The 21,242-nt window shown below is 71.8% G+C and carries 20 protein-coding genes and 1 pseudogene; 8 read left to right on the top strand and 13 right to left on the bottom strand.

All coding sequences use genetic code 11. The annotated features are described in order from the left end of the window. Positions 1-59: 59 nt before the first annotated feature. Both AB0H32_RS16545 and AB0H32_RS16540 read right to left on the bottom strand, forming a co-directional pair. Complete coding sequence (locus AB0H32_RS16545; protein WP_361120108.1) at positions 60-1,073, bottom strand: alcohol dehydrogenase catalytic domain-containing protein; 1,014 nt, start codon at positions 1,071-1,073, stop codon at positions 60-62. Beyond that, positions 1,070-2,227 carry a mandelate racemase/muconate lactonizing enzyme family protein gene (locus tag AB0H32_RS16540; protein WP_361120105.1) on the bottom strand — a complete coding sequence of 386 codons (1,158 nt, stop codon included), beginning with the start codon at positions 2,225-2,227 and terminating at the stop codon, positions 1,070-1,072. The genes AB0H32_RS16545 and AB0H32_RS16540 overlap by 4 nt, the downstream gene beginning before the upstream one ends. A 201-nt stretch (positions 2,228-2,428) precedes the next feature. Between AB0H32_RS16540 and AB0H32_RS16535 the strand changes: the two genes are divergently transcribed. Then, positions 2,429-3,529, top strand: coding sequence for a hypothetical protein (locus AB0H32_RS16535; protein WP_361120102.1), 1,101 nt, complete (start codon positions 2,429-2,431; stop codon positions 3,527-3,529). A 366-nt stretch (positions 3,530-3,895) separates the two neighbouring features. Continuing rightward, positions 3,896-5,056, top strand: coding sequence for a serine hydrolase domain-containing protein (locus AB0H32_RS16530; RefSeq protein ID WP_361120099.1), 1,161 nt, complete (start codon positions 3,896-3,898; stop codon positions 5,054-5,056). Positions 5,057-5,258: 202 nt separating this feature from the next. Here the strand turns inward: AB0H32_RS16530 and AB0H32_RS16525 are convergent, their stop codons facing one another. Next, the gene (locus AB0H32_RS16525) at positions 5,259-5,678 is read right to left on the bottom strand and encodes an organic hydroperoxide resistance protein (protein WP_361120095.1); all 420 of its coding nucleotides are present in this window, start codon (positions 5,676-5,678) and stop codon (positions 5,259-5,261) included. Between the two features lie 107 nt (positions 5,679-5,785). Continuing rightward, positions 5,786-6,784, bottom strand: coding sequence for an NADP-dependent oxidoreductase (locus tag AB0H32_RS16520; RefSeq protein ID WP_361120092.1), 999 nt, complete (start codon positions 6,782-6,784; stop codon positions 5,786-5,788). Positions 6,785-6,874: 90 nt separating this feature from the next. On the opposite strand from AB0H32_RS16520, the gene AB0H32_RS16515 reads away from it, so the two are divergent. Beyond that, a complete protein-coding gene (locus AB0H32_RS16515) occupies positions 6,875-7,312 on the top strand; it encodes a MarR family transcriptional regulator (RefSeq protein WP_361120089.1) in 438 nt (145 codons plus the stop codon). A gap of 28 nt (positions 7,313-7,340) precedes the next feature. Continuing rightward, positions 7,341-8,150, top strand: a complete 810-nt coding sequence (locus AB0H32_RS16510; protein WP_361120085.1) for an EI24 domain-containing protein — start codon at positions 7,341-7,343, stop codon at positions 8,148-8,150. Here the strand turns inward: AB0H32_RS16510 and AB0H32_RS16505 are convergent. Both AB0H32_RS16505 and AB0H32_RS16500 read right to left on the bottom strand, forming a co-directional pair. Further along, positions 8,140-9,444, bottom strand: coding sequence for a pyroglutamyl peptidase (locus AB0H32_RS16505; RefSeq protein WP_361120082.1), 1,305 nt, complete (start codon positions 9,442-9,444; stop codon positions 8,140-8,142). The genes AB0H32_RS16510 and AB0H32_RS16505 overlap by 11 nt on opposite strands. A gap of 115 nt (positions 9,445-9,559) precedes the next feature. After that, positions 9,560-9,796 (bottom strand): annotated as a pseudogene (locus AB0H32_RS16500) (LysR substrate-binding domain-containing protein); the annotation flags it as partial. A gap of 125 nt (positions 9,797-9,921) precedes the next feature. On the opposite strand from AB0H32_RS16500, the gene AB0H32_RS16495 reads away from it, so the two are divergent. Beyond that, positions 9,922-10,323: a RidA family protein gene (locus tag AB0H32_RS16495; RefSeq protein ID WP_361120079.1), complete on the top strand. Its 402-nt coding sequence runs from the start codon at positions 9,922-9,924 to the stop codon at positions 10,321-10,323. 93 nt (positions 10,324-10,416) lie between these two features. Here the strand turns inward: AB0H32_RS16495 and AB0H32_RS16490 are convergent, their stop codons facing one another. Continuing rightward, positions 10,417-10,998 carry a TetR/AcrR family transcriptional regulator gene (locus AB0H32_RS16490; RefSeq protein WP_361120076.1) on the bottom strand — a complete coding sequence of 194 codons (582 nt, stop codon included), beginning with the start codon at positions 10,996-10,998 and terminating at the stop codon, positions 10,417-10,419. Positions 10,999-11,101: 103 nt separating this feature from the next. Between AB0H32_RS16490 and AB0H32_RS16485 the strand changes: the two genes are divergently transcribed. After that, positions 11,102-13,540 (top strand): glycoside hydrolase family 3 C-terminal domain-containing protein, encoded by a 2,439-nt coding sequence (locus AB0H32_RS16485; RefSeq protein WP_361120073.1) that lies wholly within the window; start codon positions 11,102-11,104, stop codon positions 13,538-13,540. A 133-nt stretch (positions 13,541-13,673) separates the two neighbouring features. Then, complete coding sequence (locus AB0H32_RS16480; protein ID WP_361120070.1) at positions 13,674-14,648, top strand: hypothetical protein; 975 nt, start codon at positions 13,674-13,676, stop codon at positions 14,646-14,648. Here the strand turns inward: AB0H32_RS16480 and AB0H32_RS16475 are convergent. Together AB0H32_RS16475 and AB0H32_RS16470 are read right to left on the bottom strand one after the other, a co-directional pair. Continuing rightward, a complete protein-coding gene (locus tag AB0H32_RS16475; protein WP_361120067.1) occupies positions 14,645-15,616 on the bottom strand; it encodes an aldose epimerase family protein in 972 nt (323 codons plus the stop codon). The two genes, AB0H32_RS16480 and AB0H32_RS16475, sit on opposite strands and share 4 nt — an antisense overlap. 15 nt (positions 15,617-15,631) lie before the next feature. Continuing rightward, positions 15,632-16,531 (bottom strand): SGNH/GDSL hydrolase family protein, encoded by a 900-nt coding sequence (locus AB0H32_RS16470; protein WP_361120064.1) that lies wholly within the window; start codon positions 16,529-16,531, stop codon positions 15,632-15,634. Positions 16,532-16,786: 255 nt separating this feature from the next. Between AB0H32_RS16470 and AB0H32_RS16465 the strand changes: the two genes are divergently transcribed. Then, positions 16,787-17,281: a DUF3145 domain-containing protein gene (locus AB0H32_RS16465; RefSeq protein ID WP_361120061.1), complete on the top strand. Its 495-nt coding sequence runs from the start codon at positions 16,787-16,789 to the stop codon at positions 17,279-17,281. A gap of 198 nt (positions 17,282-17,479) precedes the next feature. On the opposite strand, the gene fabF is transcribed toward AB0H32_RS16465, so the two are convergent. The 4 genes from fabF to AB0H32_RS16445 all read right to left on the bottom strand — a co-directional run bounded on the left by fabF (position 17,480) and on the right by AB0H32_RS16445 (position 21,179). After that, positions 17,480-18,742, bottom strand: coding sequence for a beta-ketoacyl-ACP synthase II (gene fabF / locus AB0H32_RS16460; protein ID WP_361120058.1), 1,263 nt, complete (start codon positions 18,740-18,742; stop codon positions 17,480-17,482). Between the two features lie 86 nt (positions 18,743-18,828). Further along, entirely contained in the window at positions 18,829-19,077 is a 249-nt protein-coding gene (locus AB0H32_RS16455; RefSeq protein WP_030341284.1) for an acyl carrier protein, read from the bottom strand. A 105-nt stretch (positions 19,078-19,182) separates the two neighbouring features. Beyond that, positions 19,183-20,214: a ketoacyl-ACP synthase III gene (locus AB0H32_RS16450; protein WP_361120055.1), complete on the bottom strand. Its 1,032-nt coding sequence runs from the start codon at positions 20,212-20,214 to the stop codon at positions 19,183-19,185. A 17-nt stretch (positions 20,215-20,231) separates the two neighbouring features. Then, positions 20,232-21,179: an ACP S-malonyltransferase gene (locus tag AB0H32_RS16445; RefSeq protein ID WP_361120052.1), complete on the bottom strand. Its 948-nt coding sequence runs from the start codon at positions 21,177-21,179 to the stop codon at positions 20,232-20,234. Between the last annotated feature and the right edge of the window lie 63 nt (positions 21,180-21,242).

Genomic DNA, 21,242 nt, shown 5'->3' with positions numbered 1-21,242 from the left:
AGGGCCTCGGTGGTACGCCGGTCGGGGTGCCGTCGGGTCAGGCCCCGGCCGGCGCACGACTAGGGGCGGAGCAGCACCTTGCCCACCTTCGGATCACCGGCCCCCACCAGCTCGATGGCGTGCGGGAACTCGGTCAGCGGCAACTCGTGCGTGACCAGCGGCAGCGGGTCGAGCAGCCCGGCGCCGAACACCCGCACGGTGTGCGCCCAGGCGGCCGGCGGCGCCCCGAAGACCGTGTGCACCTCCAGCTGCCGTACGACCAGACCGGTCGGGTCGAGCCCGTCCGCGCCCGGCGCCGGGATACCGGTCAGGACCAGGCGTCCGCCGCGTCTGAGCAGCGAGGCGGCGGTGCGCGCGGCGGACGCGGACCCGGCGGTCTCGATCACGACGTCGAGGTCGTCGGGCAATGCCGGACTTCCGGCGTTCCCGAGCCGGAAGTCGGTGGCGCCGAACCGCCGGGAGAGCGCCTCCCGGTCGCCTCGGGTGCCGACGACGAGCAGCTCGGCCGGCGAGACCGCCTTCAGGAACTGCACGGCGAACATGCCGAGGGTGCCCGTGCCGACCACCGCGACCCGCTCGCCCGGCCGGGCGCCCGCCTTCAGCGTGGCGGCCGCGACACAGGCGGCCGGCTCCAGCAGGGCGGCTGCGGTGAGGTCGGCGTCGTCCGGCAGCGGGTGCAGCAGCCGGGCGGGCAGCGTGAGCGTGGCGGCCATGGCGCCCGGCCGGGTGAAACCGGTCTCCTCGTACCCGGCCGTGCACAGCGTGCTCTCGCCCGCATGGCAGCGGTCGCACACCTGGCAGTTGCGAAAGCCCTCGCCGACCACCTTGCGGCCGACCAGCCCCGCCGGCACACCCGCGCCGACCGTGCGCACCGTCCCGGACCACTCGTGGCCGGGCGTGAGCGGGTAACGGACGTATCCCTCGGGCCGGTTGCCCCGGTACACCTCGCGGTCGCTGCCGCAGATGCCCACCGCGTGCACGGCCACCAGCGCCTCGCCGGGACCGGGTTCCCGGGGCGTGTGGTCCTCGATCCGGTGCACGCCCGGCGCCTCGACCAGAACCTGGTGACTCACTTCGTTCCCTTCGGCCTGCGCTGCTCCCAGCCGTCCGCCCACAGGTCGAACCGGGCCTGCTGCTGCGGGAATTCGGCGGCGGCGTCGGTGTCCAGCTCGACACCCAGGCCGGGTGCGTCGGAGAGGTGGAAGTACCCGTCGACGACCTCGGGGGCGCCCTTGACCACCTTCTTGATCTCCGCGTCGGCGAAGTCGTTGAAGTGCTCAAGGATCTTGAAGTTCGGCGTGCTGAAGCCGATCTGGAGGGAGGCGGCGGTGAGCACGGACCCGCCGACGTTGTGCGGGGCGACCAGCATGTAGTGGGTCTCGGCGGTGGCGGCGAGCTTCCGGGTCTCCCAGATCCCGCCGAGGTGGCCCACGTCGGGCTGGAGGATGTCGGCGGCCTGGCTCTCGAACAGCTCGCGGAACTCGATCCGGTCGTGGATGCGCTCGCCGGTGGCGATCGGGACGTCCACCTTGGCGGCGACCTTCTCCAGGGCCTTCAGGTTCTCCGGCGGCACCGGCTCCTCCAGCCAGGCCGGCTCGAAGGGGGCCATCTCCCTGGCCAGCCGGACGGCCGTGGCGGGGGAGAAGCGGCCGTGCATCTCCAGCATCAGCTCGGCGTCCGGCCCGATGGCGTCGCGCACGGCCTCGATGAGGGAGACGGCGTACAGGGTCTCGGCGTGGTCCAGCTCGAAGTGCCCGGTGCCGAAGGGGTCGATCTTCAGGGCGCGGTAGCCGCGCTCGATCACCCCCTGGGCGGCCTTGTGGTACGCCTCCGGCGTTCGCTCGGTCGTGTACCACCCGTTGGCGTACGCCTTGACCCTGTCCGTCACCTTTCCGCCCAGCAACTGCCAGACGGGAACTCCGAGCGCCTTGCCCTTGATGTCCCAGCAGGCCGTCTCGACGACCGCGATGCCGGACATGACGATCTCGCCGGCCCGCCCGTAGTCGCCGTACTTCATCCGGCGTACGAGGTCCTCGACGGCGAACGGGTCGGATCCCAGGATGTGATGGGCCTCGGCCTCCCGCAGATAGCCGATCAGCGCGTCGGTGCGACCGAGCATGCGGGTCTCGCCGACTCCCGTGACCCCCTCGTCGGTGTGCACCTGGACGTAGGTCAGATTGCGCCACGGCGTCCCGACCACGTGTGTGCTGATTCCGGTGATGCGCACGGCAGTTGCCTCTCAGCTGTTCGAGATTTCGTCACACGTTCGAAATGTTGGCGTGACAGTAAGGACGGGGCGGTGGGGGTGTCAATGGGGCGAACGGGTAACGCTTTCGGCAAGGCTTTCGAGAACTTTTTCGGTCCCGCACGAAACCTTCACAGGGGTGCCTAGGAACGTGACCGGAGAGGAATCTAGTCTTCCGGCGTCATGGACTTCTGCCACCCGTGCCAACGGCACCTCAACGGCGCCCTGGCCTGCCCCGGGTGCGGCGCGCCGGCGCAGTCCGTCGCCGTGCGCGCGGACGCTCCCGTCGCGCACGGCTACGCGGGCGCGGTGGCGGCTCCGTACGTCCCGCAGCCCTTCACCGGCCCCTCCGGCGAGCAGTACGCCGGACAGGCGGGGCTGCCCGGCCACACCGCCTACTACGCCCCGGAGCCGCCCGGCGGGTTCGCGAGCGGCGGCACCGATCCGCACGACCACCCGGGCCGCGGCGGCTACGACGAACATCGGAGCCATGGCGGTTACGGCGACCGCCCGGGCCGCGGCGGTTACGACGACCATCAGGGTCATGACGGTTACGACGACCACTCGGGCCAGGACGCCCACGACGCCCACGACGACCACGACGAGCGGGACGACCACGCGGACGCGGACGACACCGCCGGCCGGCACGGCAGCGCGCACCACGGCGAGTCCGGCGGCCGGGCGGCCCGGCGCCAGTCACGGGGCCGGGGCCGTGGCGGCTCCCCCGACGGGGACGAGGCCGCCGACGGCGCCGCCGGTGAGGCCAGCCGCCGTGACCGCAAGGCCGCCGCGCACCGGCGCCGCCGGCGCCGCACGGTGCTGATCACCGCGGGCTTCGTCCTGGCGGCCGGCGGTCTCAGCCTCGCCGAACTGGGCATGGACGCCCCCTTCTCCGGCAACAAGCCGGCGGCGACCGGGGACACCTCGGCGGACGGCGGCACCTCGTCCGCCTCACCGGACCGCACGGCCGCCCCCCTCGACGACACCTCGGGCAGCGCGGCCGGTCCGGACGCCTCCGCCTCCCCGGACGCGTCGGCCTCCGCCTCCGCCTCCAAGTCCCCGAAGGACAGAACCACCAAATCCCCGTCCGCCGAGGACACCGCCGACCAGGGCCGGCAGTCGGCCACGACGGGCTCGGGCTCCGGGCCGGGCGCCTCGGCGCCCACCGCACCGGCGACGTCCGGGCCGACGCCCACCCCGACCTCGAACCCGACGACCTCGAACCCGGCTCCGCAGCCGTCGCCCACGAAGACCTGCACCCGGTTCCTGTGGTGGTGCACGTAGGGAAGCCGCCGGGGGATCCGACGGCCCCGCACCCGGCCCCGAACGCGGCTCCGCAGCCGTCGTCGGCGCAATCCCGGCCCCGGTTCCCGTGGCGGTGCACGTAAGGATGCTGCCAGGTCGCCGTGGTGCGGTCCCGGGGCCGCCGAGCGGTCCGCCCGAGCCGGGTCGTGTGCGCCTCCGCCCCCCATGTGCCCCCGTACCACCCCGTGCTCCCCGTCGTCCGGGGTATCCGTGACACCGACCCGCCGGTGAGGCGGTTGAGTCGAACAGGCACACCTCGCCGTACCGATCTCGGGAACGCCCGGCGGCGGAAGGGTCGTTGTGCACAGAGGGAGCAGCGAGCAGCGGCTCGGTTGAGGAGAACGGATGACGCAGGGGATCACCGTCCACGGCACGGTCAGCGAGGGCTTCGAAGCGGTGCGCGAGGAGTTCGCCGCCTTCGTCGCGGAGGAACGGGACGACTACGAGGGGCAGCTGTGCGCCTACGTCCACGGCCGGCAGGTCGTCGACCTGTGGGCGGGCGAGGGCGTCGACGGGGAGTCGCTGTACGGCGTGTTCTCGTCCACCAAGGGCGCCGCCCACCTCGTCGTGGCCCTGCTGGTGCAGGACGGCACACTGGAACTGGACCGCAAAGTCACCTACTACTGGCCCGAGTTCGGCGCCGAGGGCAAGGGCGCACTGACCCTGCGCGACCTGCTCGCGCACCGCGCCGGACTGGTCGGCACCGACACCGGCTTCAGCCCGGCGGAGCTGGCCGACGACCGGGCCCTGGCCGAACGCCTCGCCGACCAGCGGCCGTTCTGGCGCCCCGGCACCGTCTTCGGCTACCACGCCCTGGTGATCGGCGCGCTGACCGGCGAGATCGTCCGGCGCGCGACGGGCCGCACCCTCCAGGAGCTGTACGAGGAGCGGGTCCGCGCCCCGTACGGCCTGGAGTTCTACCTGGGCCTGCCGGTCTCGCGGGAGCCGCGCTTTCGCACTACGCAGCCGATGCTGCCGACGGCCGGGCAGTCCGATCTGCTCGCCGCGCAGGAGTCCGGACCGCACACGCTCACGTCCATCGCCTTCAACGGGCACGCGGCCGAGCCGACGGTGCTGGAGTCGCTGCCGAACGAGCGCGCGGTCCGGGCCAAGGGTCCGGCCTCGGTGGGCGGCGTCGCCTCTGCGCGCGGGCTGGCCGGGATGTACGCGGCGGTGATCAGCGAGGTCGGCGGCAAGGCGCCGCTGCTGAAGGAGGACACGGTCGCGGAGTTCGGCCAGCTGCACTCCGTCGGGTACGACGTGGTGGCTCGCGCCCACAGGTCCTTCGGCCTCGGCTTCCAGGCCACGGCCGACGCCTGGCACCCCTTCCTCGGCGCGGGCGCGATCGGCCACAGCGGGGCGGCCGGCTCCCAGGCCTTCGCCGACCCGCGCAGCGGCCTCGCCTACGGCTACACCCGGCGCCGGTTCGCGTTTCCCGGGGGTGCGGCACCGGAGAACGACAGACTGGCGAGAACGGTGCACAGGGCAGCGCTGGCGAGCGGCTGACGTCCACTTCTGACGCCGGGAGCGACAGCCGGCCTGAAGGGGTGCAGGGCTGTACCGATGTGCGGCTCCGCCGCGTGGGCGCGAGCAACCCACGACGACCCGCAGTCCACATCGAACCGCACCCCGCAGACGCAACCGGTCAAACGCAGCAGCCGCACCCCACGTCCAGGGATGCGGCTGCCGTTGTACGCAACGAGGGTGCTCAGACCAGCGTCACGGTGATGTTGCCCCGCGTCGCCTTCGAGTAGGGGCACACCTGGTGCGCCTTCTCGATCAGCTCGCGCGCGGTCGCCTCGTCGGCGTTCGGGATCCGCGCGGAGATCTCCACGATGATCCCGAAGCCCTCCTCGTTCCTGCCGATCCCGACCTTCGCGGTGACGGTCGAGCCGGAGACGTCGGCGCCCTCCTGGCGGGCGACGACTCCGAGCGCGCCCTGGAAGCAGGCGCTGTACCCGGCGGCGAACAACTGCTCGGGGTTGGTGCCGGCGCCGCTGCCGCCCATCTCCTTGGGCGGGTTCACGACGACGTCGAGCCTGCCGTCGTCGGTGGCGACACGGCCGTCGCGGCCGTTCTCGGCGGTGGCGACGGCGGTGTACAGGACGTCGGATTGCTGGATGGCCATGCCGGTTGTCTTCCTCCTCGGTCCGCCGTGACTCGCGCCCACGATCGACGGCAGATTTCGGAAAGAAGTTACCGCATTCCGGAAAGCCGGCAGAAGTCCCGGACCGGTCAGAGCTTGACGATCATCTTCCCGGTGTTGTCGCCGCGCAGGACCCCCAGGAACGCCTCCAGGGTGTTCTCGACGCCGTCGACGACCGTCTCGCGGTACTTCAGCGCGCCCGAGGCGACCCAGGGGCCGACCTCCTGGACGAACTGCGGCTGCAGGTCGTAGTGGTCGCCGACCAGGAAGCCCTCCATGCGGCCGCGGATCTGGATCAGGCGGACGAGGTTCTTCGGGCCGGGGGCGGGCTCGGTGTTGTTGTAGACCGAGATCATGCCGCAGATCGCGATCCGGCCGCCCTGGTTGAGCGAGCCGATGGCCGCCTCCAGATGGTCGCCGCCCACGTTGTCGAAGTACACGTCGATGCCGTCCGGGGCGGCCTCGCGCAGCTGCTCGCCCACCGGCCCGTTCTTGTAGTTGAAGGCGGCGTCGAAGCCGTACTCCTCCACCAGCAGCTTGACCTTCTCGTCGGACCCGGCCGAGCCGATGACCCGCGAGGCGCCCATGAGCTTGGCGAGCTGTCCCACCTGGCTGCCCACGGCACCCGCGGCGCCGGAGACGAACACCACGTCGCCCTCCTTGAAGGAGGCGGTGCGCAGCAGGCCGGCGTAGGCGGTCAGACCGGTCATGCCGAGCACGCCGAGGTAGGTCGACAGCGGCGCGGCCGCGGGGTCGACCTTGACGGCGTGCTGGGCGTCCAGGGCGGCGTACTCGCGCCAGCCGAAGAAGTGCAGCACGTGGTCGCCGACCGCGATGCCCTCGGCGTTGGACTCGACGACCTCGCCGACCGCGCCGCCCTGCATGACCTTGCCCAGCTCGAACGGGGGGAGGTAGGACTTCGCGTCACTCATCCGGCCGCGCATGTACGGGTCCACGGAGAGGTACTTGTTCCGCACCAGCACCTGGCCCTCGCCGATGGCCGGGACGGGTGCCTCGACCAGGGCGAAGTCCTCGGGCTTGGGCCAGCCGACGGGGCGGCTGAGAAGGTGCCATTCGCGGTTGATCATGACGGTGCCTTTCCGAATTTACTTCAGTACCTGAAACAACCATGCGCCTGAATATTTCAGGATGTCAAGTAACGGAGTACTCTGGAGCACATGTCCACTCCAGAGAAGACCCGCCGTCCCGACGCCCTGACCATGGAGGTCGTCGAGCTGATCGGTGACGTCGTGACCCGGTTCTACGCGGACTACGAGCTGGCGGCGGGCCGGCACGCGCTGACCGGCCCGCAGGCACGCCTGCTCAGCCTGCTGTCGCTGGAGCCGCTGCCGATGCGCAAACTGGCGCAGAAGCTGAAGTGCGAGCCGTCGAACGTGACCGGCATCGTGGACCGCCTGGAGGCCCGCGGCCTGGTCGAGCGCCGCCCCGACCCCGCCGACCGTCGGGTGAAGCTTGCCGTCGCCACCGACGAGGGCCTCAGCGTCGCCCGCGACCTGCGCGAGGGCCTGCGCTTCGCCCGCGAACCCCTGGCCGGTCTCACCGACGAGGAGCGCGGAGTCCTCAGGGACCTGCTGCGCCGGATGCTCGACGCCTGAGGTCCGGCCTCCGGGTAAAGTTTTCGCCATGCGCGATCTCGGGGTGGGCTTCGGCTATCTGCTGAAGGGCCAGCGGTGGGTGGGCCGGCACGGCCGTCAGTACGGTTTCGGACTGCTGCCCGGCCTGATCACACTGGTCCTGTACGCGGCCGCGCTGGTCGCGCTCGCGGTGTGGGGCGAGGACGCCGTCTCCTGGGCGACCCCGTTCGCGGACCACTGGGCGAGCCCTTGGCAGGGCCTGTTCCGCGGCCTTCTCACCGCCGTCCTCTTCGCCCTCGGCCTGCTGCTGGCCGTGCTCACCTTCACGGCCGTCACCCTGCTGATCGGCCAGCCCTTCTACGAGAACCTGTCGGAGAAGGTCGACGCGGACGTCTCGCCCGACGGCACGGCGCCGCAGTCCGGCCTGCCGCTCTGGCGCGAGCTGTGGATCTCCGCCCGTGACAGCCTGCGCATCCTGGTCAGGGCGGGCCTGTGGGGCGTCCTGCTCTTCGCCCTCGGCTTCGTGCCCCTCGTCGGCCAGACCGCCGTCCCGGTGATCGGCTTCTTCGTCACCGGGTTCTTCCTCACCGAGGAGCTGGCCGCCGTCGCCCTCCAGCGCCGCGGCGTGGAACTGCGCGCCCGCCTCGCCCTGCTCCGTTCCCGCAAGACCCTGGTCTGGGGCTTCGGCACGCCCCTCGGGCTCGCCTTCCTGGTCCCGCTCGTCGCGGTGTTCCTGATGCCGGGCGCGGTCGCGGGCGCCACCCTCCTCGCCCGTGACCTGCTGGGCGAGGAGAGCGCGGCCGAGGAGGAGTCCGAGGCCGACGAGGAGTCCGAGGACGAGATGCGGGTCACTTCCTGAACGTGGCCCCGGCCGCCACCGTCACGATCGCCCGCACCTGGGCGATGATGTCCAGCCGGTTCCGCACGAACTCCGGATCGGTCACCGTCCCCGTCGCCGGGTCGGTGTTGCCCGCGCCGAACTGCAGGACGGGCGTGTGCACATGGCCTCCCGGCAGGGCGTCGTGCAGGCCGAGCCGGTCGCGCAGCAGGGTCGCGCGGTAGGCGATCTCGTTGGAGAGGTAGTCCCCGCCGCCCCCGGCCCGGGCCGTCGAGCCCGGCGTCGGCCCGCCCGGCCGTACGACCGCCTCGGTGCCGCCCGCCGGGATCTCGGTCACCTCGGTGTGGTCGTACACGGGAAACCGGCCCGTGTCCGCGGCCGTGACGGCGGCGTACGGCAGGGTCGTCGTCGTCCACTGGGGCTGCGTGGCCGGATCCGTGACGGGGACGGTCCCGGTCCGGGAGGCGTTGTCGTTGTCGGGGAAGCCGCCCCGCCAGGCCCCGTTGGTACGCTCGACGTCGAAACGCCCGATACGGCCCTGGCTCACGGTGGTGAACAGGTCCACCTGGGGAAGGTACGGCCGCAGCGTCCGCTCGACGGTGCCCTCGGCGAAGTCCTCCCAGCGCACGGGGAACAGGGCCGTCTCCACCCGGGCGGGACCCTCGGCCGTCTCGATCACCGTGCCGTCGAGCGCGAGCGCGCTCGCCCCGGAGGGATTCGAGATACGGATGTCCCGGTCGAGGGTGAAGGGATCGAACCCGGTGACCAGGATGCGCCTGAGGTGCGCCGCCTCGGAGTAGCGGATGTCGGTCTGGCCGCGCGAGGTGCGCTCCAGCTCGTCCAGCAGGGCCGAGCGCCGGCGGTCGCTGAGGGCGAACCCCGGCTCCCAGGTGCGCACTTGCCGGGTCATGCCGAGCCGCGCCCAGTACAGGGGCCGGTCGTCGTCCCGGCTGAGGTCCGCCTGTGGCCCGCCGCCACCCTTCCGGGGAAGCGCTTCGCGCCTTCTTGATTCCGTCGGCCCCCGCCCCTGCGCCCGGTCCACGGCCCGCCGCCACAGCGCCGATCCTTCGCGGACGACGATGCGGCGGGCCTGCGCATAGGAGCGGGCGCCCGTCAGCTCGCGGGCGAACTCCGGTGCCACGTCGTCGAATCCGGAGCGCGCGAGGATCTCCTGTGGTACGGCCTGGTCGAGCCGCTGTTCCTCGACGGTGGGGGAGAGGGCCGCCGGGGCGGCGGAGGCCGCGGTCGCGGGGGCCGACAGGCCGGCCACCAGGGCCATGCCGAGCAGGGCGGTCCGTATGCGGAGGTGGGTCAAGGGGGTTCGGGTCCTTCCGTCGCCGGGGCGCGTGGTGCGGCGGTCGGCGGAAGTATCGCTTGGTGGGTGTGGTCTGCGCCATGGTGAGAATCAGCCGCGTCGCCTCCTCGCCGAGCACCTCGAGGAACGCCCGTACGGCCGGTGACGGCGACCGTCCCCGCACGGTCGCCGCGTACACCGCCCGCGCCGACGCCTCCTCGTCGTGCACCGGGAGCAGGACGACGTCCGGGCGCACCGAGGCGGCGGCAAGTCCCGGCACCAGGGTCACGCCGAGTCCCGCGGCCACATGGCCCTGCTTGGCGGTCCACTCGGCGACCACATGGGCCACCCGCGGCCGGAACCCTTCCCGCAAAGGCGCGCAGCCAGACGGTGGACAGGTCGGGGACGGCAGGAGGCCGTTGCTGATGCGGGATGCGCATGGCGGTCATGCTAGACATTCGCTTGTCGCAGGCAGAGGGGCCGCCTAGCGTCGACGGCATGCAGATCACGGTCGGCAACCCCGCTTCCGCACCCCAGCCCCTGAACGCCCACTCCTCCCAGGTGGCCCGCGTCGAACACGCCGACGGCAGCGCCCTGTTGTACCTCTCGGGGCAGATCGCCGAGGGTGCCACCCTCGCCGAGCAGACCCGGGGCGTCTTCGAGACGATCGACGCGCTGCTCAGGGCGCACGGCGCGACCCTCGCGGACGTCATCAACATCCGCACCTGCCTCACCGACATCACCGGGCTCGGCGAATACGGCGCCGTCAGGCGGGAGTTCCTCACCGGCACCCCACCGACGAGCATGACCTTCGAGGTGCCCAGGCTGTTCCGGCCTCAGGCCCTGGTGGAGGTGGAGGTCGTGGCGGCGGTGCCGACGCCTACCCGCCGGGCCGACTGAGACCGTAGGCGGGTGCGGGTGCGGGTGCGGGTGCGTGGGGGCCGATCGCGCAGTTCCCCGCGCCCCTTCGGGGCGCTTCCGGCACCGGGCGCCTCACTCCACCGGTTCGCCCAGCAGGCTCAGGAAGTCGCGGAACGCGCCCGGCATGTCGACCGACTCCGGGTCCAGCAGCCACTGGTACTGCAGTCCGTCCATCACCGCGATCAGCAGCGGGGCGGTGCGCTCGGGGGTGAGCCCGTTCGGCAGCAGGTCGCCGTACTCGGCGCGCAGCGCGTCCGTCATGGTCTCGCGGACCTGGGCGTAGCGCTCGGTGAAGTAGGCGCGGGCCGGGTGCCCCTCCGTCACGCTCTCGCCGAGCAGCGCCGAGAAGGTCTGGATGATGGCCGGGCGCATCGCGTTGTACTCGACCAGTGAGGTCAGCAGGTCGACCCGCCACCGGGTGTCCGGCACCGCGTCCCACCGGTCCCGCTCCTGGAGCACCGCCACCAGCAGGGCGTCCTTCGTCGGGAAGTAGTGCAGAAGCCCCTGCTGGGTCAGCCCGACCCGTTCGGCCACGGCGGCCAGGCTCGCCCCGCGGTAGCCGCGCGCTGCGATCACCTCCAGGGCCGCGCCGACGATCTCCGCGCGCCGCTCCTCGCTCCTGACCCTCGCGTTCATGACGTCACCGTACGGCATCTCGCCGCTGAAATGTAACGGCAGGATAACAAGACCTACCGATCTACAGGTGACGGATGCAGGATGGGAGGGATCCGAGGGACTTCAGCGAGGAGGCACCACCGTGGCGGAGACGGACGAGGCGCGTACGGACGAGGCCCGCGAGGCGGTCGTGGAAGCGGCCCTCGGGCGGCTCGATCTCGACGCCAAGGCGCGGCTGTTGGCCGGTCAGGACATGTGGACCCTGCCCGCCCTGCCGGAGATCGGCCTGAAGTCCCTCGTCATGTCCGACGGGCCGATCGGCGTGCGGGGCGTGCGCTGGACCGCCGACGACCCCTCCGTAGCCCTGCCCTCGCCGACCGCGCTCGCCGCCACCTGGGACCCCGCACTCGCCCGCCGCGCAGGCGCGCTGCTCGCCCAGGAGGCCCGCCGCAAGGGCGTCCACGTCCTGCTCGCCCCCACCGTCAACCTGCACCGCTCGCCGCTCGGCGGCCGCCACTTCGAGTGCTACAGCGAGGACCCGTACCTGACGGGCGTCATCGGCACCGGTTACGTCACCGGCGTCCAGTCCGGCGGTGTCGGCACCACCGTCAAGCACTTCGTCGCCAACGACGCCGAGACCGACCGCTTCACCGTGAACAACCTGGTCCCCGAACGCGCCCTGCGCGAGCTGTACCTGGCCCCCTTCGAGGCGATCGTCGAGAACGCCCGCCCGTGGGGCATCATGACCGCCTACAACAGGGTCAACGGCACCACGATGACCGAGCACCACCACCTGGTCAACGAAGTCCTGCGCGGCGAATGGGGCTTCGACGGCTTCAACGTCTCCGACTGGATGGCCGCCCGGGACACCGTCGGCGCGATCGACGGCGGTCTCGACGTCGCCATGCCCGGCCCCCAGACCGTCTACGGCAAGGCCCTCGCCCGGGCGGTCCGCGACGGCGAGGTCGCCGAGGCCTCGGTCGACGCCGCCGTACGCCGGGTACTGCGCCTTGCCGCCCGCGTCGGCATCCTGGACGGCGCCGCACCGGCCGTCGCCGAGCCGCCCGCGCCGCTCGACGGCGAGGCCCTGGCCCGCGAGATCGCCCGCCGCTCCTTCGTCCTCGTCCGCAACGAACGCGGCGCACTCCCGCTGAAGCCGGGCACGGTGGCCCTGATCGGCGCCGCCGCCCGCGACGCCCGCGTCCTCGGCGGCGGCTCCGCCACCGTCTTCCCGGCCCGGATCGTCTCCCCGCTCGACGGCCTCACCGCCGCCCTCGCCGACGGCACCCTCACCTACGCGGTGGGCGCCGACCCGGCCACCGAACTCGGCATCGCCGACCAGGGCTTCACCCTCCGCGCGGTCTGCCGCGACGCCGCCGGAGAGGTCATCGGCAGCGGCTCCGTGCCGGGCGGGCAGATCCAGTGGATGGGTTCCGACCTCCCCGAGGGCGTCACCCACGACCGGCTCCACACGGTCGAACTGACCGGCACCTTCACCCCGCGCGAGTCCGGCCCGCACACCTTCGGCATCAGGGGCATGGGCGCCTTCACGCTCACCGTCGACGGGACGACCCGCTACGACGACGTCCAGCGCCCCGTGAGCGACGACCCCTTCGAGACCCTCTTCGCAGCCCCCGAGCCCCGCGCCCGGGTGGAACTCGCCGCGGGCGAGCCCGTCGACGTCTCCCTCACCTACGTCGTGCAGTTCCCCGAGAACATCCCCATGAAGGTCATCACCTTCGCCCTCGCCCACTCCGCCCCGCAGCGCGACCCGGACGAGCTGATCGCCGAGGCCGTCGAAGCCGCCCGCGCCGCCGACACGGCCGTCGTCATGGTCGCCACCACCGACCGCGTCGAGTCCGAGGGCTTCGACCGCAGCGACCTCGGTCTCCCCGGCCGCCAGGACGACCTGGTCCGCGCCGTCGCCGCCGCCAACCCGAACACCGTCGTGGTCGTCAACTCCGGCTCCCCGGTCGAACTGCCCTGGCGGGACGAGGTCGCCGCCGTCCTGCTCGGCTGGTTCCCGGGCCAGGAGGGCGGAGCCGCCCTCGCCGACGTCCTCACCGGCGCCCACGAGCCAGGCGGCCGGCTCCCCACCACCTGGGGCCCGCTCACCGACGCCCCGGTCCGCGGGGTCACCCCCGACCGGGGCGAACTGCACTACACCGAGGGCGTCCTCATCGGCTACCGCGCCTGGGAGCGGGCCGGGCGCACCCCGTCGTACCCCTTCGGACACGGCCTCGGCTACACCGACTGGGCCTATGAGTGCCTGGAGGTGGACGGCACCACCGCGCGCATCCGCATCCGCAACACCGGCGACCGGGCCGGCCGCGAGGTCGTCCAGGTCTACGTCGCCCCGGCCGAGCCCGACGCCGAGCGCCCGGCCCGCTGGCTGGCCGGCTTCGCGGGCGCGGAGGCCGGGCCCGGCGAGAGCGTCGAGGTGAGCGTCGAACTGCCCCTGCGCGCCTTCGAGGTCTGGGACGAGACGGCGAAGTCGTGGGCGTGTGTGAAGGGTTCGTACGAGATCGCGGCGGGCCGCTCGATCGGCGACCGCAGGCTCACCGCGCCGATTAACGTCTGATCCGGGACAAGTCCCCCACGAACAGCCCCGGTCCGGGACCTGACCTCCGGACCGGGGCTCATGCCGCCCGGGCTCATGTGGCAGACTCCCGGGCCGCGAACACCGCAGAGAACGGGCACGGGGGAGAGACACCATGTTTCCAGGGCAGCAGCCACAGCAGCCGGGGCCGTACGGCGGGCAGCCGCAGTACCCGCAGCCGGGGCCCTACGGACAGCAGCCCCAGTACCAGCAGCCCCAGTACCAGCAGCCGTACCCCCCTCAGCAGGCTCAGCAGCCCTACCCGCCGCACCAGGCTCAGCAGCCCTACCCGCCGCACCAGGCCCAGCAGCCCTACCCGCCCCACGCGTACAACCCCCGTCAACCGCCGCAGCCGGCCCCGAACCAGCCCCCGGCGCCCGCCCAGCACCTCGGCGAGGGCCGGATGCGGCTGGACCCCAATCTCACCCCGGACCAGCGCGACCTGGTGCTGAAGATCCAGCAGCGGGCCAAGCCCATGGCGTACGGCCTCGTGCTCGGCATCCCGCTCACCTTCGGCGGCGTCCACTACGGCATCACGCACACCCCCGTCGGCTTCGCCGGCGCGGTCGCCGGACTGGCCCTGCTCGCCTTCGGTGTCTTCTCCCTGCTGCGGATGCAGGCCCTCAAGCGGCAGCTGCGGCTGATCACCCCGGATGCCTGGCGCTCCCCGGCCGCGCATCTGCCCGGCGCCCGCAAGGCCGCCACCCAGGCCGCCTACCTCAACGGCCTGCTCGTCCTGCTGTCCCTCACCGCGACCGGCTATCTGCTCTACAAGGGCGCCGGCTGGGGCGCGTACGGCAACTCCTTCGGCTTCGGCGCCCTGATGCTCGCCGCCGCCCTGCCCTTCGGCATGGCCCTGGCCGCCGCGACCACCATCCCGCAGCTGCTCCAGGTGATCCCGGCCGGCGCGAAGGTCGGCCGCAGCCTGTACTCGATCATCTTCGTGCTCGCCACGACCGTGACCGGCGAGGGCATCAAGGGCGGCTCGCTGCCCCCGATCGTCGCGGGCGGCAGCACACTGCTGATCTGCGGGGGCGCGATGGCCCTGCTGGGCAAGGCGGCCAAGCGGATGCGGGGCGAGACCGCCTAGCGCACCGAGAAGCCGTACACCGTCTCCGAGCGGTAGACCTCGCCCGGCCGTAGCACCGTGCCGGGGAAGTCCGGCCGGTTGGGGGAGTCCGGGAAGTGTTCGGTCTCCAGGGCGATGCCGTCGCCGGGGGCGAAGGGGTCGCTCAGGTGGTCGGCGGTGTAGAGCTGGAGGCCCGGCTCGGTCGTGGCCACGGTGAGCACCCGCCCGGACACCGGGTCGTACAGCTCGGCCACCTCCTCGGGCGTCCTGGTCACGCCTTTGTCCAGGACGAAGTTGTGGTCGTATCCGGAGCCGACCGTGCGGGCCGTACGGAAGTCGAAGCGGGAGCCGGCCACCTCCTCCAGGGCACCGGTGGGGATCAGGTCCGCGTCGACCGGGGTGTACCGGGAGGCGGCCAGCCGCAGCTCGTGCCCGTCGGCGTGGCCGGTGCCGCGCAGGTTCCAGTACGTGTGCTGGGTGAGGTTGACCACGGTCGGGGCGTCCGTGACCGCCTCGTAGGCGATCCGCAGCGCGCCCGACGCGTCCAGGGTGTAGGCGGCCGTCACCTCCAGCCGGCCCGGGAAGCCCTCCTCGCCGTCCGGGCTGACCCTGGTCAGGCGTACGCCGTGCTCGACCGGCTCGGCCTCCCACACCCGCTTGTCGAAGCCCCGCTCGCCGCCGTGCAGGGAGTTGGGCCCGCTGTTGCGGGCGAGGATGCAGGTCCGGCCGTCCAGCGGGAAGCGACCGCCCGCGATGCGGTTGGCGTACCGGCCGACCAGAGCGCCGAGATACGGCTCCGGGTGCTCCAGATAGCCGTCGAGCCCGGGGAAGCCCAGCACCACGTCCGCCGTGCGCATGTCCCGGTCCGGAACCTCGAACGACTGCACGATCCCGCCGTACGACAGCACGCGCACCCGCACTCCGGCCCGCTGCAGGGTCCAGCGGTGCACCGGGGTGCCGTCGGAAAGTGTGCCGAAAAGTTCGCTCATGCGGGAAACCCTAGGTCAGGGTTTCTCCGTGGTGATGGTGCGGTAGGCGATCTCGGCGAGCCTGGCCTGGCCGTTCCGGCTCGGATGGAACCAGTCCCAGTGGCTGAGCTGTTCCGTGTCGAAGTCGTAGTCGAAGACGGCGTTGTCGTCGAAGCGGCAGCGGCGGTCCTTGGCGCAGACGTCCTTGAGCACCGTGTTGTAGGCCTCCACCCGCTGCTGCACCTTGTCCCGGCGCAGGACGGCCTTGTGCGTGAGGTCGTCCGCGTCGCGCAGCATCGACGGGCAGATCCCCAGCTTCCACACCTGCTTGCCCAGCTGATTCCCCCGGCCCTCGGACCACAGCCGCTTCAGGTTCGGCACGCTGGCCACGTACACCTGCGTCTTCGGCAGCGCCGAGCGCAGGGTGCTCATCGCCTCCTCGAAATCCGCGCGGAAGCCCGCCACCGAGGTCATCGCCCGCGCCGACGAGCGGCAGGCGTCGTTCGCCCCGGCCATCACCGTGACCAGCTCCGGGCTGCGGGTGGCCGCCTGCGCCATCTGCTCCGGCAGATCGGCCATCCGGGCGCCGGTCACCGCGTAGTTCCAGCTGCGCTCCGCCGCTCCCGTCACCCCGAGCAGCCGCACCGCGAGGCTGTCCACCTTGGCGTCGCTGCCCGTCGCCCACGACACCTCGGGACAGTCGGAGAGCACCGTGCACGCGTCGAAGCCACGCGTGATGGAGTCACCGACCGCGGCGATCGAGTCCGGGCTGCGGTTCCACACCGGCGCGCGCCCGGCCGCGGAACGCGACGCATTCGCCCCGGAGTCCGTACCGTCGGCGTCGCCCCCGCCGAAGGCGTCGCAGCCGGCCGTCGCCAGCAGGGTCGTCACCACCAGGGCAAGGGAGGCTCGCGCACGGTGCCTTCGTTTCCGCATCCCTGCTGATCTCCTCGCTCGACGGTGGACTGTTCCCTCCCATAACAACGCGTGGGAGTTCCCGTCCCGCTTCGATGGAACGGCTCACACCCGTACAAGCGTCCCCCTGGGTGAATGGCGGGGGTTTCCTGGCACCTGGACCGACGGTACGTCACACTCCTTGCGCCGCCGCAGGGTAGCCTCGCCATCAGCGCGGCCGTCGTGCTACTGCCGCCAGTCAGGCCGCAAGGTGTCCCGCTCAGCCCGGAGGTTCCGGTGACGACACGTGGAGTTCTGTACGTCCACTCCGCGCCGCGCGCGCTGTGCCCGCACGTCGAGTGGGCCGTCGCCGGGGTGCTCGGCACGCGCGTCAGCCTGGACTGGATCCGACAGCCCGCGGCTCCCGGCACCTGGCGCTCGGAGTTCTCCTGGCAGGGCGAGGCAGGCACGGCCTCCAAGCTCGCCTCCGCGCTGCGCGGCTGGCACCTGCTCCGCTTCGAGGTCACCGCGGAGCCCTGCCCCACCGCCGAGGGCGAGCGCTACAGCTGCACCCCCGATCTGGGCATCTTCCACGCCGTCACCGGCATCCACGGCGACATCCTCATCCCCGAGGACCGCCTGCGCGCCGCCCTGCTGCGCAGCCAGCGGGGAGAGACCGAGCTGGAGGGCGAGCTGTCCAAGCTGCTCGGCAAGCCGTGGGACGACGAACTGGAGCCGTTCCGCTACGCGGGCGAGGGCGCCCCGGTCCGCTGGCTCCACCAGGTGGTCTGAAGCGCCCTGAGGGGCAGCCGACCTTGAAGGGGCGCGGGGCTGTGTCGATATGCGGCTGCGCCGCGTGGGCACGACCGGCCCGAACGGACCCGCAACCCGGCAACGGAAACGGACCCGCACCCGGCAACAGAACAGAACCCCAACGGCGAATGGCCCCCTCTCCACCACGGGAGAGAGGGCCATTCGGCGTCTCAGGACTCAGATCGTCCGGAACGCCAGGACCACGTTGTGCCCGCCGAACCCGAACGAGTCGTTCAGCACGGCGATACGCCCCTCGGGCAGCTGACGCGCCTCACCGACGACGACATCCGCGTTGACCTCGGGGTCGAGGTTCTGCACGTTGATGGTCGGAGGAGCCGTCCGGTTCACGAGCGCCAGGATCGACGCAACGGTCTCGATACCACCGGCACCGCCCAGCAGATGACCCGTCATCGACTTGGTCGCCGAGATGGCCATGTGGTCGACATCGTCGCCGAACACCTTGCGCAGCGCCTTGATCTCGGCGACGTCACCCTGCGGCGTCGACGTGGCGTGCGCGTTCACGTGCACGACCTCTGCGGGCTTCAGGTCGGTGTTGTCCAGCAGGTTCTGCAGCGCGTGCGCGATGCCGTTGCCGGACGGCTCGGGCTGCGTGATGTGGTGGCTGTCGGCGGAGATGCCCTGGCCGACCGCCTCGACGTAGATCCGGGCGCCGCGGGCCTTCGCGTGCTCCTCGGACTCCAGGACGATGACACCGGCGCCCTCGCCGAGCACGAAGCCGTTGCGGTCGGCGTCGTAGGGACGCGAGGCGCCCTGCGGGTCGTCGTTGCTCTTGGACATCGCCATCATGTTGCCGAACGCGGCGATCGGCAGCGGGTGGATGGCGGCCTCGGTACCACCGGCCACGACCACGTCCGCACGCCCGGTGCGGATCATCTCGATCGCGTACCCGATGGCCTCCGCGCCCGAGGCGCAGGCCGAGACCGGGGTGTGCACACCGGCGCGGGCACCCAGCTCGATACCGACGTTGGCCGCCGGGGAGTTGGGCATCAGCATCGGCACGGTGTGCGGGGAGACGCGGCGTACGCCCTTCTCCTTGAGGATGTCGTACTGGTCCAGGAGCGTGGTCACACCGCCGATGCCGGAGGCGATGACCGCACCCAGACGGTCGGGGTTCACGGACGTGTCCTCACCGGCCTTGGCGGTGAAACCGGCGTCCTTCCAGGCCTCCTGAGCGGCGATCAGCGCGAACTGCGCGGACCGGTCCAGCTTGCGGGCCTGCGGCCGGGGCAGGATCTCGCCCGGCTCGACGGCGATCTGAGCGGCGATGCGGACCGGCAGGTCGGCTGCCCATTCCTGCTCCAGGAGGCTGACGCCGGACGTGCCGACGAGGAGGGCCTCCCAGAACGAAGCTGCGTCGCCACCCAGCGGTGTGGTTGCGCCGATACCGGTGACGACCACGGTGTGATTGGTCGGGCTCACGGGAATTCTTTCTCCAACGGATGCGGGAATCTACGGCGCCACCGCCGGGTGGCGGGGCCTTGCAGCCCTAGGACCTAAGGGGTGGCTCAGGCCTGGTGCTTGAGGATGTAGTCGGTGGCGTCACCGACGGTCTTCAGGTTCTTGACGTCCTCGTCCGGGATCTTCACGTCGAAGCGCTCCTCGGCGGCGACGACAACCTCGACCATGGACAGCGAGTCGACGTCCAGGTCGTCGGTGAAGGACTTGTCCAGCTGGACGTCCTCAACCGGGATGCCGGCGATCTCGTTCACGATTTCGGCGAGACCGGCGACGATCTCTTCCTGAGTGGCGGCCATGTCAGGCGCTCCTTCTTGATTTCCAGACGGTATTACGGCGCCCGCCGCGACAGCGGCAGGGTGGTGCGACGACCGTGCCGGATCACACGACCCGGCACGGAGTGCCTAGGGGAGGGTAACGACCGTGGCGGCGTAGACGAGACCCGCCCCGAATCCGATGACGAGCGCGGTGTCGCCGCTCTTCGCCTCGCCGGTCGCCAGAAGCCGCTCCATCGCGAGCGGAATCGAGGCGGCCGAGGTGTTGCCGGTGGTGCGGATGTCCCGGGCGACCGTGACATGCTCCGGCAGCTTCAGCGTCTTCACCATCGAGTCGATGATCCGCACGTTGGCCTGGTGCGGAATGAAGACGTCCAGGTCGTCCGGGCTGATTCCGGCCGCGTCCAGCGCCTGCTGTGCGACCTTCGCCATCTCGAACACGGCCCAGCGGAACACCGCCTGGCCCTCCTGCGTGATCGCAGGGAACTTGATGTTGCCGTCGCTGTCGACGGGCAGCTCGGACAGGTCACCGATCCGGAACCGGTCCCACGGGACGGTCTGCTTGATGGTCTCGGACTTGTCGCCCTCGGAGCCCCACACGGTCGGGCCGATCGCCGGCTCCTTGGAGGGACCGACCACGACCGCGCCCGCGCCGTCGCCGAACAGGAAGGCCGTCGCCCGGTCCTCCAGGTCGGTCAGGTCGCTCAGCCGCTCCACGCCGATGACCAGCACGTACTCGGCGGAACCTTCCACCACCATGCCCTTGGCGAGGGTCAGGCCGTAGCCGAAGCCCGCGCAGCCGGCCGAAATGTCGAAGGCAGCGGCCTTGCCCGTGCCGAGCTTGTCGGCGATCTCGGTGGCGACGGCCGGGGTCTGGCTGAAGTGCGAGACGGTCGAGACGACCACGGCGCCGATCTGCTCGGCGTCGATGCCCGCGTCGGCGATCGCCTTGCCGGAGGCCTCGATGGCCATCGCGGCGACCGTCTCCTCGGGGCCCGCCCAGTGCCGGGTCTCGATGCCGGAACGCGACCGGATCCACTCGTCGGACGAGTCGATCTTCTCCAGGATCACCTCGTTGGGCACGACTCGGGTCGGCCGGTAGCCGCCGACGCCGAGGATGCGGGCGTACGGGGCGCCCTTGCTGGGCCTGATCTTGGACATGCTCCGGTGCTCCTTCGTCAGGCGCCCGCCGCGTCGGCGGCAGGTGTCGACGCCTCGGCGATGAGCTCGCGGGCAGCGTCGAGATCGTCGGGGGTCTTCAGCGTCACCCGCTTGACGCCGGGCATGGCGCGCTTGGCAAGGCCGGTCAGCGGGCCGCCCGGGCACACCTCGATGAGCGCGGTGGCGCCCAGCTCCTTGAAGGTCTCCATGCACAGGTCCCAGCGCACGGGGCTGGCGACCTGGCCGACCAGCCGCTCGAGCACCTCGGCGCCGGTGGCGACGGTCCTGCCGTCCTTGTTGGAGACGTAGGTGAACTTCGGGTCGGCGGGCGCGACCTCCGCGGCAGCCCTGGACAGGACCTCGACGGCGGGCGCCATGTGCTCGGTGTGGAAGGCGCCGGCGACCTCCAGCCGGACGACCTTGCGGACGCCCTCGGGCATGTCCTCCATCAGCGCGGTGATCTGCTCGCGCGTTCCGGCGGCGACGATCTGGCCCGCGCCGTTGATGTTCGCCGGGGTCAGGCCCAGCTTCTCCAGGTGCGCGACGGAGACCTCCGGGTCACCGCCGAGCAGCGCCGCCATGCCGGTCTCGGTGATCGCGGCGGCCTCGGCCATGGCCAGTCCCCGCTTGCGGACCAGACCCAGCGCGGTGGTGTCGTCCAGGACACCCGCGACCGCGGCGGCGGTGAACTCACCGACGCTGTGACCGGCGACGGCGCCCGGGGCGATCCCGGCGATGTCACCGAGTGCCTCGGTGGACAGGATCCCGGCGGCGACCAGCAGCGGCTGCGCCACCGCGGTGTCCCGGATGGCGTCCGCGTCGGCCTGGGTGCCGTAGTGGATCAGGTCCAGTCCGATGGCGTCCGACCATGCGGCCACGCGGTCGGCGACACCGGGGAGTTCGAGCCAGGGGGTCAGGAAGCCGGGCGTCTGAGCGCCCTGGCCGGGAGCGACGAGTACGAGCACTCTCACACTCTCTCTTGGGGACGGCCACGGCCGCCCGTGAGGACAGGGACGAAGAACACGGGG

Origin of the sequence: Streptomyces sp. NPDC020362, from assembly GCF_040642095.1 — a bacterium.
Lineage (GTDB): Bacteria > Actinomycetota > Actinomycetes > Streptomycetales > Streptomycetaceae > Streptomyces.
The sequence above is the reverse complement of the archived record's forward strand: the minus strand, read 5'-3'. Positions and strand labels throughout refer to the sequence as shown.